Source organism: Paenibacillus sp. MZ04-78.2, assembly GCF_024213375.1.
Classification (GTDB): Bacteria; Bacillota; Bacilli; order Paenibacillales; family NBRC-103111; genus Paenibacillus_G.
In genome coordinates this window covers 1-13,210 of sequence record NZ_JANAVJ010000013.1, presented here as the reverse complement: position 1 = coordinate 13,210, position 13,210 = coordinate 1, and the positions used below count along the sequence as shown (strand labels likewise).

At 44.7% G+C, this 13,210-nt stretch carries 13 protein-coding genes; 7 read left to right on the top strand and 6 right to left on the bottom strand.

The annotated features are described in order from the left end of the window. Window positions 1-26 precede the first annotated feature (26 nt). Window positions 27-1,070, top strand: a complete 1,044-nt coding sequence (locus NLX71_RS12000) for a phosphotransferase (protein WP_309248939.1) — start codon at window positions 27-29, stop codon at window positions 1,068-1,070. A 66-nt stretch (window positions 1,071-1,136) separates the two neighbouring features. On the opposite strand, the gene NLX71_RS11995 is transcribed toward NLX71_RS12000, so the two are convergent. Further along, a complete protein-coding gene (locus NLX71_RS11995) occupies window positions 1,137-1,784 on the bottom strand; it encodes a GNAT family N-acetyltransferase (RefSeq protein WP_254363876.1) in 648 nt (215 codons plus the stop codon). A 146-nt stretch (window positions 1,785-1,930) separates the two neighbouring features. Here NLX71_RS11995 and NLX71_RS11990 point away from each other — a divergent pair, with 146 nt between their 5' ends. Continuing rightward, on the top strand, window positions 1,931-3,112 hold the full coding sequence (locus NLX71_RS11990; RefSeq protein WP_254363875.1) for a DUF4272 domain-containing protein: 1,182 nt from the start codon (window positions 1,931-1,933) through the stop codon (window positions 3,110-3,112). Between the two features lie 387 nt (window positions 3,113-3,499). Here NLX71_RS11990 and NLX71_RS11985 read toward each other — a convergent pair whose 3' ends face one another. Continuing rightward, a complete protein-coding gene (locus tag NLX71_RS11985) occupies window positions 3,500-4,399 on the bottom strand; it encodes a LysR family transcriptional regulator (RefSeq protein ID WP_254363874.1) in 900 nt (299 codons plus the stop codon). Between the two features lie 205 nt (window positions 4,400-4,604). Here NLX71_RS11985 and NLX71_RS11980 point away from each other — a divergent pair, with 205 nt between their 5' ends. Continuing rightward, window positions 4,605-7,787: a bifunctional cytochrome P450/NADPH--P450 reductase gene (locus NLX71_RS11980; RefSeq protein WP_254363873.1), complete on the top strand. Its 3,183-nt coding sequence runs from the start codon at window positions 4,605-4,607 to the stop codon at window positions 7,785-7,787. 80 nt (window positions 7,788-7,867) lie between these two features. Here the strand turns inward: NLX71_RS11980 and NLX71_RS11975 are convergent, their stop codons facing one another. Beyond that, complete coding sequence (locus tag NLX71_RS11975) at window positions 7,868-8,800, bottom strand: phosphotransferase enzyme family protein (RefSeq protein WP_254363981.1); 933 nt, start codon at window positions 8,798-8,800, stop codon at window positions 7,868-7,870. Between the two features lie 290 nt (window positions 8,801-9,090). Between NLX71_RS11975 and NLX71_RS11970 the strand changes: the two genes are divergently transcribed. Beyond that, window positions 9,091-9,813: a YebC/PmpR family DNA-binding transcriptional regulator gene (locus NLX71_RS11970; RefSeq protein ID WP_254363872.1), complete on the top strand. Its 723-nt coding sequence runs from the start codon at window positions 9,091-9,093 to the stop codon at window positions 9,811-9,813. Between the two features lie 34 nt (window positions 9,814-9,847). Here NLX71_RS11970 and NLX71_RS11965 read toward each other — a convergent pair whose 3' ends face one another. From NLX71_RS11965 to NLX71_RS11955, 3 genes are all read right to left on the bottom strand, one after another. Beyond that, a complete protein-coding gene (locus tag NLX71_RS11965) occupies window positions 9,848-10,123 on the bottom strand; it encodes a hypothetical protein (RefSeq protein ID WP_254363871.1) in 276 nt (91 codons plus the stop codon). A gap of 40 nt (window positions 10,124-10,163) precedes the next feature. Further along, window positions 10,164-10,805 (bottom strand): L,D-transpeptidase family protein, encoded by a 642-nt coding sequence (locus NLX71_RS11960; RefSeq protein ID WP_254363980.1) that lies wholly within the window; start codon window positions 10,803-10,805, stop codon window positions 10,164-10,166. A gap of 143 nt (window positions 10,806-10,948) precedes the next feature. Beyond that, window positions 10,949-11,170, bottom strand: coding sequence for a YgaP family membrane protein (locus NLX71_RS11955; protein WP_302058198.1), 222 nt, complete (start codon window positions 11,168-11,170; stop codon window positions 10,949-10,951). A 187-nt stretch (window positions 11,171-11,357) separates the two neighbouring features. Between NLX71_RS11955 and NLX71_RS11950 the strand changes: the two genes are divergently transcribed. The 3 genes from NLX71_RS11950 to NLX71_RS11940 all read left to right on the top strand — a co-directional run bounded on the left by NLX71_RS11950 (window position 11,358) and on the right by NLX71_RS11940 (window position 13,002). Continuing rightward, entirely contained in the window at window positions 11,358-11,882 is a 525-nt protein-coding gene (locus tag NLX71_RS11950) for a dihydrofolate reductase family protein (protein ID WP_254363870.1), read from the top strand. A 408-nt stretch (window positions 11,883-12,290) separates the two neighbouring features. After that, entirely contained in the window at window positions 12,291-12,701 is a 411-nt protein-coding gene (locus NLX71_RS11945; protein WP_254363869.1) for a hypothetical protein, read from the top strand. Between the two features lie 46 nt (window positions 12,702-12,747). Then, complete coding sequence (locus NLX71_RS11940; RefSeq protein WP_254363868.1) at window positions 12,748-13,002, top strand: hypothetical protein; 255 nt, start codon at window positions 12,748-12,750, stop codon at window positions 13,000-13,002. The last annotated feature ends 208 nt before the right edge of the window (window positions 13,003-13,210 follow it).

Here is a 13,210-nt window from a genome sequence, read left to right as displayed (position 1 = left end):
ATTAAGGTAAAAGTAATTCGATTTCAATGATTAGAAGGGGATGTATTTCCATGAGACCCAACCGAGAGGTGAAAGGACTTTCCAGAAAGTTTGGAATACGGGTCAGGCGTATGAAGATTATTCAAAACGGGGTGTATCAGGTTGTAACAACGAAAGGAAAAGTATACTGTTTAAAACGAATGCCTTACCCGCCAACTCGACTCCGCTGGATCGATAAAACATTGGGACGACTCCGTAGGCATGGTTTTCCGCGGATCGTATGGCGAAATCCGAGAAAATACTCGGGAAAGCACCTTTTTGTCAAATGGTTCCGTCATAGTCCACCATTCGTACTACATCCCTGGTTGAAGGGAAGTTGGCCTTCACCCAAGTCGAGATCCCAAATGAAGGCTTGTGGATTCCTTCTCGCAAGATTCCATCGGACCGGAAAAAAAATAACGATACCTAAAGCCGGAAAAAATAATATGATTGGAAAATGGTATAGCTACCTGCAAAATGAACAAAAGGTGCTGCAAAAAGCATTTCGTAAAGCTAAACGAAACGGATTTCGCAGCCCTCTGGACGGTATGCTGCAAGCCCATGGCAAAGAAATTTTACAGATGGGGAAAGCTTCTTTGCGATCATTGAGAAACAGCGATTATAGATCGATTTGTCGTAAAACAAAGGCAACATTATGCCATGGGGATTGCGGTCCGACTAATATTATTCGATCCCCCAATGGAATGTACCTCATTGACTTTGAAACACTTCGCTTGGATTTACGCGCGTATGATCTATACCGGATGATCTTTAATTCCTGTAAAGATCATGGTTGGAATTTTTCCATCGTCAAATCGATCCTGGATGGTTATCAGAAGGTATTCAAGTTAACAACATCAGATTATCAAATGCTGAAAATTTGGCTCCGTTTTCCAAGGGGAATCTGCAAGCTTATTGTACATTACGATCAGAAAACCCCTAAAGAGAAATTAGAAATAGAACGTGATTTTCCAAGGTTTCTTGCAGATGAGCGTAAAAGAAAGGCTATGTTCAAGAAATTGGACGCTTACGCAAAAAAGCGAATCGGATGACGGATTCGCTTTTTTGCGTTTTGTTGGCGGGACTACTTGGGTGTACCTGTCAAATTTCCTTCTTTTTTAACATTTCTCTTTTGAAAACTTCATCACCATAAAAGCCCATTTCTTCTCTTTGAATAAAAGTTGCCATATTAAACTATTCGATTCTAAATGAGTATGGAAGGATAACCGTTCGTATAGATGCTTCGCCCGCGGGTTTTTGCCCGAGACGTACAGACTTAGCCTATCCAGCTCTGGCTCCGTTTGCACAAAATCTTGGGCCCACTGCATTAGCAGCTTGCCAACACCCTTGCTTCGATGGTCCGGATGGACAACAACGTCTGAAATATAACATTCTCCGGCCTCTAGTCTATGGTCTTCAAAAAAATATAACCCGATCAACATTTTAAACAATATCCATTTTCTAAACCCTTTGAAGCTCTTCATGGAAGGAAACTTTTTCTTTGGTTTATGCTCCGTACCGGATTCGGAACTCCATTTGATGGATATGGTGCCGATAACTTCTCCCTCCTGCAGGGCGACCATTCGTTGACTTGACGGATCAGTGGGAGAATTATCAAAAAGCTGTTCGAAAAAAAGACCAAGATCGCCATCGTTCATCTTCGTCAGGTTTTTAAATTTTCCGCCAAACCCGTGAACAAGTAACTGACCAACCTGTCGATTATATTGGGCCTGCATAGGTTCAATGGTTATAGGTGCTACTGTCATGTTCGATTCCCCTTTTTGTATGCCGATAACTTTATAAAGTTCACTCCGCAACAATAACCAAAAAACGGTTAATTTCTATTGCACTTGATACTCTAATAGAGTAAATTCAAACAGTAGGAAAATGATGGTTTTGAGGAGGAACTCTTTTGAAACATTTTACGATATTCGCTTCCAGGAACGATATCCATGATATTGAAAATATCATATCAGAAGTTTTTGGAAAAGGCTATGAAATCAAGAGAGACGAGAATGATTATGCTCTCAAATCCAAAACGCTGTTCGGCAAGCATAAAATGACGATAAGAGTCGCGTCCGAGGATACAAATCCCGATTATTTCGATCAAAACATTCCCGGGATGATGGGGTTTTATGAACGCATTCCTTTTGAAGACGAGAAGCTGAAAGCTTTGGTCATGACGCAAATATCCGTACTAAATACGATGCTTGCCATCGAAATGGAGAAGGACATCACCGACGAGCAGATGCCATTATTTACGGCGCTGCTATCGCGAATCGTTGGAGGAATCGGCTTTTTGCCGAACGGCATTTTGCTTGACCAAGCGGGAGATGTTATTGTGTATCCCGACGGGAAATCGGGCTCGTCTGACTTCAGGCCTCTTGGCTGCACAAGAAAGATACTCGGACCTGAGATCACATCCAAGGAAGGCGAACAGAGAAAGAACAAGAACATCGCTTATTTGAATGAAATGGGTATTCCGTTTATTAGCTGGCTGCCGCAGCTTCCGCCCTTAGAACAATGCAAGTTTAAAGCAAAAGAAGACATCGCAAGAAGAGCTGTCACCGTATTAATCGTCATCCAATTCGCTTGCGACGTAGCGCAAGGTGAAGATATTCAGGGGTCGAGAGAGTTTTTCACCGACATGCTGCAAAAATTTGGCGTGGAAGAATACCTCACGGAGAACGAAAGAAAGCTATTGCAGGATGAAGAGCCGGTTATGGATGAGGCGATCAATATTTCCTGGCAGTATGAAGCGTACTGGACGCTTATCTGGGCACTGGGTCTTGTGGAGACACTTGATTTTCCCGATCAAACATGCGATTGTGACTATGCGATTGAGGTCGTCTCCAGCTGCGAAACGTTCGAGCAGTTCTTGCTCAAAACCGCAATGCGCAGCAAGGAAGAAGTGTTGGACGAGGCTGACAAAATTTATCGGCTTCATTGGGCATGCGTCAATAATCGGATCAACGAAGGAAAAGAAGCGCCTGCCGGAATGGACGAAAGTATCGTCATCGAAAGGCGCAGGGGATTGTTCTGGATGATAGGCTACCGGGACGAAGAGTGGGACCATATTTCAATGGATACCTAGAATCAAGGTGGAAATATAAGGGACTGCCTCTTAAGCAGAACAAGCTCTGTTTAGGAAAGCAGTCCTCTCGGGCTTTCCGTTGAAGAAAAATTCAATTGAAAGGAAGTGTCGGAAATTGAGATTGCCAGTATTAAACGAACAACTGTTCTAAACGGATAGAACAGTCTCAGTAAAAGGCTTCTCACGGGAAGACTTGGACAGGCTAGAGGAAATTATGAATTTCTACCGCGAAAGGGATAGAGCATTTCAGCTAGAAATGAATCCTGGCGAACGAATCCTTGAAGCATAGGTTTACTGCACCGCCCCGGTTGGAAATTATTTTTGGCTTATTGGAATGATGCACCGGCTGCTGTAGCTGTTACTCCTGAAAGCAACTGGAATTAACCATCAAAATCCTTCCTCTTGATCCCATGTGCGATGAATCGCGAAGCTATAAAAGGTATCCGCGGCGGTAGGCATATACCGGTTCGTTATTCTTGATATACCGGTAGTCATCGTACAGTGGGGCTCCGTAATTTTCAGAACATGAAGTCGGTCCTTCAAGATTTCAGAAAACTTTTCCCAAAGATGCTCTGGGATAAATGAGATGCCCAGACCGAGACTGACCATTTCCCCAATGGCAACGGAATCATTTCCCTCAAACGAAATTTTCGGAGCAAAACCGGCTTGCCGACAAAGCTTTTCTAACCAATCGGACGAATCGTAACGGGTGTTGCTGCTAATAAATCTTTCGCCGGCAACTTCAATCAATCGTATTTCCTGACGATGAACAAAGCGTTCTTCTCTTGGCACGAGCAATAGTAATTCTTCCGAAAATAAAGGGTCCCATTGGATATCAGGGCCTTCTATAGGCTCGGAAGAAATGCACATGTCGATCTCGCCTTGCTCCAGCAATTGGTACATATTGATGTCGCTTCGCAAATATTGACGTATCCGGATATCCGGGTATTGGCGCAGAAAAGATGATACCAGACTCGGAAATATACTGACGTTCGTGGTAGCAATGGAGACTGAGAGATTTTCTAACTGTGCCATGTCATTGATTTTCTTCTTGGCTTGATCCAACTCCAGAAACGACCGCTCCAGATGGGCAAGAAAAATTTCACCATATCGATTAAGCCGAATATGACGGCCCTTTCGTTCAAATAGGGGAACGCCGATATCTTCTTCCAATCGGGAGATCGTTCTGCTGAGTGCGGGCTGTGTAATGTTTAATTCCTCGGCCGCCTGCGTCATGTGCTCCAATCGAGCTACGGTTTGAAAATAGCGAAGCTGCTGCAGTTCCACGTTTCCTGACTCCATTCATTATGTTGATGTAATGAATTCATGTTCAATTATACATTGGATATTATGGATCGCCGCGGTTAAAATAAACCCATGCTTTCGAAAAAGTTTTCGAAGGTTTGGGTAATTTTTGTTACCGTTGTTGGGGAAATTAGCTTCGTAAGAGATGGCAGCGTACCGGTTAACTCTAAAAAAGGGAGGATTCTTTATGGAAAATCTGATGCCGATCCCCCAGCCCAAAACCTATGGCGTTCTAGGGAATATCCCCTTGATCGATAAGGATTCGCCTACGTTATCTTTCTGTAAACTTGCGGACGAGTACGGTCCTATTTTCCGTTTCGAGGCATTGGGAAGATCCGTTTATATCATCTCGGGACCTGACTTGGTAGCCGATGTATGCGACGAATCGCGTTTTGACAAAGCGATAGGTCATTTGCTTAAAGTACGGGATTTTGCTGGAGACGGACTATTCACCAGTCTGACGGAAGAGCCGAATTGGAAAAAGGCGCATGCGATTCTGATGCCTTCCTTTAGCCTTCAAGCCATGAAGGGCTACCATGACATGATGGTGGATATCGCGGTGCAGCTCGTCCAAAAATGGGCGCGCCTCAATCCGGACGAAAGCATCGACGTGCCGGACGATATGACACGGCTGACGCTGGACACCATTGGCTTGTGCGGATTTAACTATCGTTTCAACAGCTACTATAGAGAAACGCCCAATCCTTTTATTGTCAGCATGGTTCAATCGCTGGATGAAGCGATGCATTACGGCAACAGGCTGCCGATTCAAAACATGCTGATGGTGAAAACCAAACGCCAGTACGAGCAAGATATTCAATCGATGTTCGCCTTGGTCGATAAAATCATCGCCGAGCGCAAAGCAAGAGGGGACCAGGGAGAAACCGATTTGCTTGCCCGAATGCTGACCGCCAAAGATCCCGAGAGCGGTCAACCGCTGGATGATCAAAATATTCGATACCAAATTATCACGTTCCTGATCGCCGGTCATGAAACCACAAGCGGACTGTTGTCATTTACGATTTACTTTTTATTAAAGCACCCGGACGTATTAAAAAAGGCTTACGCCGAAGTGGATGAAGTGCTAACAGGCGCAACGCCCACGTACGAACAAGTTCTGAAGCTGAAATATATCCGAATGATTTTAAATGAGTCTTTGCGTTTATGGCCGACCGCTCCTCAATTTAGCCTGTTTGCCAAGGAAGACACTATTATTGGAGGAAAGTATCCCATTAAAAAAGGGGAAGCCGTTTCGATTGTTTTGCCCAAACTGCACCGGGATAAAGGGGTATGGGGGGACGATGCGGAACAATTCCGGCCGGAACGGTTTGAAGACTCTGCCCAAGTGCCGAACCATGCGTATAAACCGTTCGGGAACGGGCAACGAGCCTGTATCGGCATGCAGTTTGCGCTTCACGAAGCGACTTTGGTGCTCGGGATGATCCTTCAGCAATTTCAATTGCTTGATCACTTGAACTACCAGTTGAAAGTCAAACAAACGCTGACGCTGAAGCCGGACGACTTCAAAATTCGGGTTCAATTGCGAGATAAGAAAATATCCGCTGCGTATTCAAACAAATCGGGAGAAGGCCTTGCCCAAGCTCCCAGCCCTGAAAAACAAGCGCAGCAAGCTTCCGTCCTCGGAGTGAACAACAGACCGCTGCTCGTGCTTTATGGCTCGAATATGGGAACGGCAGAGCGCATCGCCAAAGAACTGGTGGACCTTGCCCGTCTGCACGGCATCCGAAGCGAAGCGGCGGCATTGAACGATCGGTTGGGCCATTTGCCAAAGGAAGGCGCTTTAATTATCGTCACCGCTTCTTATAACGGGAAACCGCCAGGCAATGCGCGACAGTTCGTTCAATGGCTGGAGCAGGTCGAAGCGGGCGAGCTTAGCGGGGTGCAGTATTCCGTATTTGGCTGCGGGGATCACAACTGGGCCTCGACGTATCAGGAGGTGCCGCGATTCATCGACGAACAGCTCTCCGCAAAAGGAGCGACAAGGTTTTCCCTTCGCGGTGAGGCTGATGCGAGTAGCGACTTCGAAAAGCAGTTTGAAGCATGGAAAAGTCAAATGTGGACCGATGCGATGAAGACGTTCGATCTAAAGCTGAACGAAAATGCGGAAAAAGAACGGAGCACCCTGAACATTCAGTTTGTCAGCGGTTTGGCAGAGACACCTCTCGCTCAATCGTACGATGCGGTTCACGCGACAGTGGCGGACAACCGCGAGCTTCAGCAGTCCGGTAGCAGACGCAGCACGCGGCATATCGAGATCGAATTGCCGGAGGGGGTTACGTATCAAGAGGGCGATCACCTTGGCGTCTTTCCAAGCAACAAAAAAGAGAATGTCGGGCGCATTTTGCGACGGTTTGGCTTGAATGAGAAAGAGCAAGTAATTTTGACGGCAAGCGGAGTCAGCGCATCCCATCTGCCTTTGGATCTGCCTGTATCGCTGTTCGACCTGCTTAGCCATACGGTGGAGTTGCAGGAGGCTGCAACGCGAGCCCAAATCCGCGAGGTTGCCGCTTTTACGGTTTGTCCTCCGCATAAGCGCGAATTGGAAGCTTTGTTAGAAGAGGGGACTTACGAAGAGCAGATATTAAAGAAACGGATCACGATGCTTGATCTTGTTGAAAAATACGAAGCCTGCGAAATTCCGTTTACGAAGTTTTTGGAGCTGTTGCCTCCGCTCAAACCAAGATATTATTCGATATCCAGTTCCCCCCGGATGAACGCGGACCGGGCCAGCATTACGGTAGGTGTTGTCCGCAGTCAGGCTTGGAGCGGACAAGGGGAATATGTCGGCGTCGCCTCGAATTATTTGGCGGAGCGTCAGGCGGGAGAGGACATCGTCATGTTCGTTCGCACGCCGGAATCCGGCTTCCAGCTCCCCGAAGATCCGCAGACCCCCGTGATTATGGTAGGGCCGGGGACGGGGGTAGCGCCGTTCCGCGGATTCTTGCAGGCACGAGCGCAGATGAAGCAGGCGGGACAATCGCTGGGCGAAGCCCATCTTTATTACGGCTGCAGGAACGAAGCGGATTATATTTACCGCGAAGAGCTGGAACAATATGAAAGAGACGGCGTGGTTACGCTTCATACGGCTTTTTCCCGTGAGGAAGGCGTGCCTAAAACATACGTACAGCATTTGATGGCGAAGTATGCAACGGAGTTAATCCGCATTCTTGACGCTGGCGGACGGCTTTACGTGTGTGGAGACGGCAGTAAAATGGCGCCCGATGTCGAAAACGAGCTGCAGAAGGCTTATCAGACCGTCCACGGGGTCGATAAGCAAGATGCAGAACGATGGCTGGAACAGCTTCAGTCGAATGGCAGCTATGCCAAAGATGTCTGGGCAGGGATATAAATTTTGTCATAAAAGTCGCATGAAAACCACCCAAGGCCAACATATCATTAGCCAAGGGTGGCCGATTTTCCTTGAATCCGTTATTTTAAATCGTAGGATTCCATATCGTTGAGTAGTGATAATAGAGAATTGAAAAAGTTGACTTGCCTTTGATCATCCCAACCTTCTTCAAAGTCAGCCAGCAACCAGATTACTTCATCCAAGAAAATATGTTTTACAACGTCTTGCCAATGTGTTCTTTCAATATCTGTAATCTCCACAAACTCAAAATATCCCTTTTTAAACAAGGACCATTGGTTGATATCAAATATACGGTCAGGGGCTGTATCCAATGCATTGTGGAAAAGAAGCAATGCCAGTGCTAAATCATAGATTCTTGGTAAAAAGGTAGCGTTATCCGGGTCAATGAGATACGGCTTTGCAGAGTCATTATAAATTAGATTATCTGCCTTATAATCATAGGGTGTAGCCACTGATGGTAATTCCAAAGCCTTTAAGGTCTCCTGCTGTTCAATAATTTTGAGCATTTGTTCACTTAAATGACCGTCATCCAGTGGAATTCCCCTATTTTCAGCATAACCTATTATTTTTTCCAAATCCTCCAATATTTCTTCTTCCTCTAGTTCAAACTCATCATAGATATCCAGACCTTCTTCATTATTCTTCGATGATAAGGAATGAATGCGACCAAGCAACTTACCAGCCTCATAAATTTCCTCATCTTTCCCTGTATAGGACTTGCCCTTAATAAACGGATAAACGACCCATACTGTTTCATCTACTTGTTGAGGATTGTCAACACTCATTGGAACCGGAGCCACAATAGGAACACCAAGTTTATGCAATCTCCCAACGAAATTTGCAACCTTCATTGCTTCTTCAATAGGTGAAGCCGTATGTTTAACAATGTAAGACTCATCACCTTGGTCCACCTTGTAAACAGGAGCGTAAGGATAAATACTTTTTGGTTCTTCCGTTACATCAAACAGAAATGTTTTAAACACCTTTTCCATACTCACAAATACACACTTCCTTATCTATTTTTATCTTTTATGGGTCTTAGCGTTTGCTACTAACTCCGGTATATATTGTATCATAGATAGAAGAATGGTTGGTAGGCATATCCAGCATCCAAACTTAAAGATCATTCGTTGCTCTTAGAGTAAGGAAAAGCACCAAGCTCGACAGGATTGAGGGGCTGAGCGTACGCGCGTTTTCATGCAATGCTGACTTGTCCAAATACCGCTTTATTCAATATAATAGGGTAAGAATAAAAAATAAGAATGCGAAGGCAGGTACCAGTATGGGACGTAAGTGGAACAACATTAAAGAGAAAAAAGCATCGAAGGATGCCAGCACGAGTCGGATCTATGCGAAGTTCGGAGTTGAGATTTATGTCGCGGCGAAGAAGGGCGAACCTGATCCGGAATCCAATCAAGCTTTAAAATTCGTGCTCGAACGAGCCAAAACATACAATGTGCCGAAAGCGATCATCGACCGCGCGCTTGAGAAGGCGAAAGGAAACTCGGAAGAGAGCTATACGGAGCTCCGTTATGAGGGGTTCGGTCCGAGCGGCGCCATGATCATTGTCGATACGCTCACCAATAACGTAAACCGTACGGCCGCGGACGTACGGTCGGCTTTCAATAAAAGCGGCGGAAGCATGGGAGTCAGCGGTTCTGTAACGTATATGTTCAGTCCGACGGCCGTCTTTGGAGTCGAGGGGAAAACATCCGACGAAGTTTTGGAGCTATTGATGGAGGCCGATGTAGACGTTCGGGATATTGCAGAGGAAGAGGATTCGGTTATCGTCTATGCCGAACCGGATCAGTTTCATGCCGTACAATCCGCGTTCAAGCAGGCGGGCATTACGGAATTTATCGTGGCAGAACAGACGATGCTGGCGCAAAATGATGTGACGCTTTCGGGAGACGCTCTGGCGCAGTTCGAGAAATTGGTCGATACGCTCGAAGACCTGGAGGATGTTCAACAGGTTTATCACAATGTGGATATGCCGGAAGAATAAGCTTTGCAAAGACCGCGAGATTCGCGGTCTTTTTTTAATAAAATCGATGTGGTCTGTTCAATTTTTTATCCAAAAAAATTAGCTCGGTCGGAAGATATAAGCGCTCTTGAACAGGGAACTGCTCAATCATGATCGTCAGTAGCGCCCATATGGTCATCGCAGTGATGCCGGCAATGACTTTAACTTCTTTATGTACAACCATTTCGCCAGCAATGTTTCCCAGAACAATGCCCGTAATATATGTAAAAAATAACAGTAGTACAAAAAAACCTATCAAGGTTCGGATGGAGTACGGCCAAATCGTATCCATAATTCATCTCCATATGCATCATGCGCCCGGTTAAGTTTTGTTATTCCAACAATCCCAACTTTTCATACATCTTTACCGAGACGACGCCGCTGGGCGCCAAGCTGTGGTCGCGTTGAAATTGTTTTACGGCCGCGGTTGTATTGGAGCGGAACTTGCCGTTACATATGCCATTGAAGTAACCGGCGCTTTTCAAACGGGACTGAATGAGCTGCACGTCACCTCCGACGTCGCCCTCCGCCAAATCCCTTGGTCCATGATTCGAATCACCCAACACGTGCCCGTGAATTTTTACTACGGTACCGAGCGGAATCATGTCATACAATTCCATGACATCGCGATTGCGCATGCGGATGCAGCCGTGGCTCAGATGCTGCCCAATGGAGTAAGGCTTGTTTGTCCCGTGAATCCCGTAATATCCCCAAGGAACGTTTAGACCAAGCCAACGCGGGCCAAAAGAAGGCCCCCAATCCTTTCCCTTATAAATAACTTGGTATTCTCCAACCGGGGTAGGAGTGGATGGATTGCCGACGGCAATGGGATAGGTTTTGAATCGCTGTCCATAGGCCCACACAACCAGTTGATGACGTTGAGGGTAAACTTCGATCGTATACATTCCATGGTCAGCCAAAATCGGCAAGGGCGGGTCATCATCAGGAGCCGAGTGAGCCCTTCCATTAGCCATGGTCAAAATCAGCAAAGCAATTGTGATGGTACGCAGTAGAAGGTAATGAAGATTTCGCATTTTTTTGTCTCCAAAAGTGAATATTTAAGGGGAGTCCAAAACCTGGCAAGAAGGTTTTAGACTCATTTTTGAATCGGAATGGATCATTGATTCACTTTGCAATTTTGTATTCCAAGGACCGCATTCGCCGGACAATAGCGGGTTGCGCCTGTAATGATCGGTGCTAATCCGATGAGCCCCCACCAGCTTCTGTAATACAGTCCGGCAAAAACGATAGCAGCTCCAACGGTCATTCGAACCGCTTGTTCCGTCTTACTAACGTTGCAGGTCAAATTGTATACCTCCCTCCATAAGTTGAAGTCCATTTGTGGTTAATATAAAGAGTGCCGCTTCTTTATTGTTTTGGTTATGAACCATTGTCATACGTGGGGGAGACTGGAAAAAATGGATAGTAGCAGTCGAACGCGCCAGCTATATGACAATAGATGACATATTTCCATGTTATGATGGGTTTGTAAGAAACAATTTCAACCTTCGAAGGAGAAGAAGAATATGAAACGCCCAGTCGTATTATACATTGCAACAACCTTGGACGGATATATTGCTCGGGAAAACGGAGAGATTGATTGGCTTTATGAGGTAGAGGGAGAGGGGGACAACGGCTACAGCGAATTTATTCAGACGATTGATACGGTATTGATGGGGAACAAAACATACGAGCATACCTTTGAATTGGCTGATGAATTTCCCTATTTAGATAAGAAATGCTATGTGTTCTCACGTTCTGAAAAAGAGCCAAGTCCATATGTTACCTTTGTAACCGAAGATGTACCGGGGTTCGTTGAGAAGCTTAAAGAACAAGAAGGCTCTAAAATATGGATTGTTGGCGGAGCCGAGATTCTTGACGTCCTCTTAAAAAGAGAATTGGTTGATGAGTTTATCATCGCGATCACACCAACGATCTTGGGTAAAGGGAGACCTCTGTTTAAAGAAGATAATCCGGAATTGAAGCTTTCCCTGACGGAGACAAAGCGCTTTGGCCAAATTGTTCAACACCATTATGTGGTGAAGAAATAAGTTGAAATGTAGAAGGCTGCTCTGCACCGACAATCAGCAGGTAAGCCGCCGCATGAGTTGTTAGCCGAATTTCATGTGTCCGCGATGCGGGAAAAGGATTTATTATGAAGTTCGCGAATACATAACATATCAAGATATAGAGCATAAGGACTGATAATATGAAAAAACTGGAAAAATCGATTGAACTGAGAGAATCAGGCCAATTAGAAGAGGCCAGATGTATCAAAGAATGAAATGTATTACACAATTGATTTATATTATGGATATGACATCGATCCGTTGAGAATTGAATACCTTGTTTTTTCGTTGGATTCGAATAACAAGGTAACTAAATATGTCAGGAAACTCGCATTAGATAAAACATGAGGGTAAGAGAGTTTAACTAAGTGATCTTGGAGGACAATAAACATGATGAACAAAAACTATGATATACCTGAAATATACAATAATTACACTGATTTGCAACAAGAAAAGCTAATCGAACTCAAACAATTGATTATGAATGTTGCTAATAATTTGGGAGATATGACTATTCAAGAAAGTTTAAAATGGGGACAATTAACTTTTTCATCCAAACTCGGTACACCTATTCGAATCGATCGTTTTTCAGATTCACAAATAGGTCTTTTCGTGCATTGTCAAACAACTTTAGTTGAAGAATGGAGAGAACTATTTGGTGACTCTCTGGACTTTTCTAAAAACAGAGCAATTTTACTTTCAGTTAACAGTGAGTTACCAATTGAAGAATTAACGCCTTGTATTCAAATGGCGTTGACGTATCATAAAAGTAAAGGTACTAAAAAACTCGTTCAACGCTAATATCGGAGGAATTTAGGATGACAAATGAAGATTTAGAGCAAAAAGAATGGGAAATAAAATATTGAGATTATTGGAACAGCGCTATACAGATGGATTTTATTCAGACTATGATATTTGGTATGATCCAATGCATCCAGAAGTAGGACGCGCAAATGATTATCCGAAAATCCCTGTGAAAAGTCCTATTCCAGAATTGATGTTGAAATCAGTTGGAACGAAGGTCATTGATTTATACCCAGAGGGTTATGATGAAGGTATTCCGTTTGAAGTTTATGATAAGATATCCGCCTTATACGATTAAATGGATCTGTGGATTCAACCCCTTTGTCATCCATATTTTATATTTGAAAAAACAGCCGGTATAGGATGGTTATTCCTGCCCGGCTGTTCTTTGTTTTTGGTCGATGGAAGCTTTTTTCGCAAGACAGCAGATTGTAATGCTCCCCATTGTCAAGACACGATTTTTCGAGGGATAAGTTATGTCCTCCATTCTCGTAATCTATTAAATT

Bases quoted from the DNA above. Each gene is read 5' to 3' on its own strand.
- NLX71_RS11970 (WP_254363872.1), top strand. From the start codon at position 9,091: ATGGGACGTAAGTGGAACAACATTAAAGAGAAAAAAGCATCGAAGGAT.
- NLX71_RS11975 (WP_254363981.1), bottom strand. From the start codon at position 8,800: ATGGAAAAGGTGTTTAAAACATTTCTGTTTGATGTAACGGAAGAACCA.
- NLX71_RS11955 (WP_302058198.1), bottom strand. From the start codon at position 11,170: ATGGACTTCAACTTATGGAGGGAGGTATACAATTTGACCTGCAACGTT.
- NLX71_RS12000 (WP_309248939.1), top strand. From the start codon at position 27: ATGATTAGAAGGGGATGTATTTCCATGAGACCCAACCGAGAGGTGAAA.
- NLX71_RS11980 (WP_254363873.1), top strand. From the start codon at position 4,605: ATGGAAAATCTGATGCCGATCCCCCAGCCCAAAACCTATGGCGTTCTA.
- NLX71_RS11940 (WP_254363868.1), top strand. From the start codon at position 12,748: ATGGGAAATAAAATATTGAGATTATTGGAACAGCGCTATACAGATGGA.
- NLX71_RS11995 (WP_254363876.1), bottom strand. From the start codon at position 1,784: ATGACAGTAGCACCTATAACCATTGAACCTATGCAGGCCCAATATAAT.
- NLX71_RS11950 (WP_254363870.1), top strand. From the start codon at position 11,358: ATGAAACGCCCAGTCGTATTATACATTGCAACAACCTTGGACGGATAT.
- NLX71_RS11965 (WP_254363871.1), bottom strand. From the start codon at position 10,123: ATGGATACGATTTGGCCGTACTCCATCCGAACCTTGATAGGTTTTTTT.
- NLX71_RS11945 (WP_254363869.1), top strand. From the start codon at position 12,291: ATGATGAACAAAAACTATGATATACCTGAAATATACAATAATTACACT.
- NLX71_RS11960 (WP_254363980.1), bottom strand. From the start codon at position 10,805: ATGGCTAATGGAAGGGCTCACTCGGCTCCTGATGATGACCCGCCCTTG.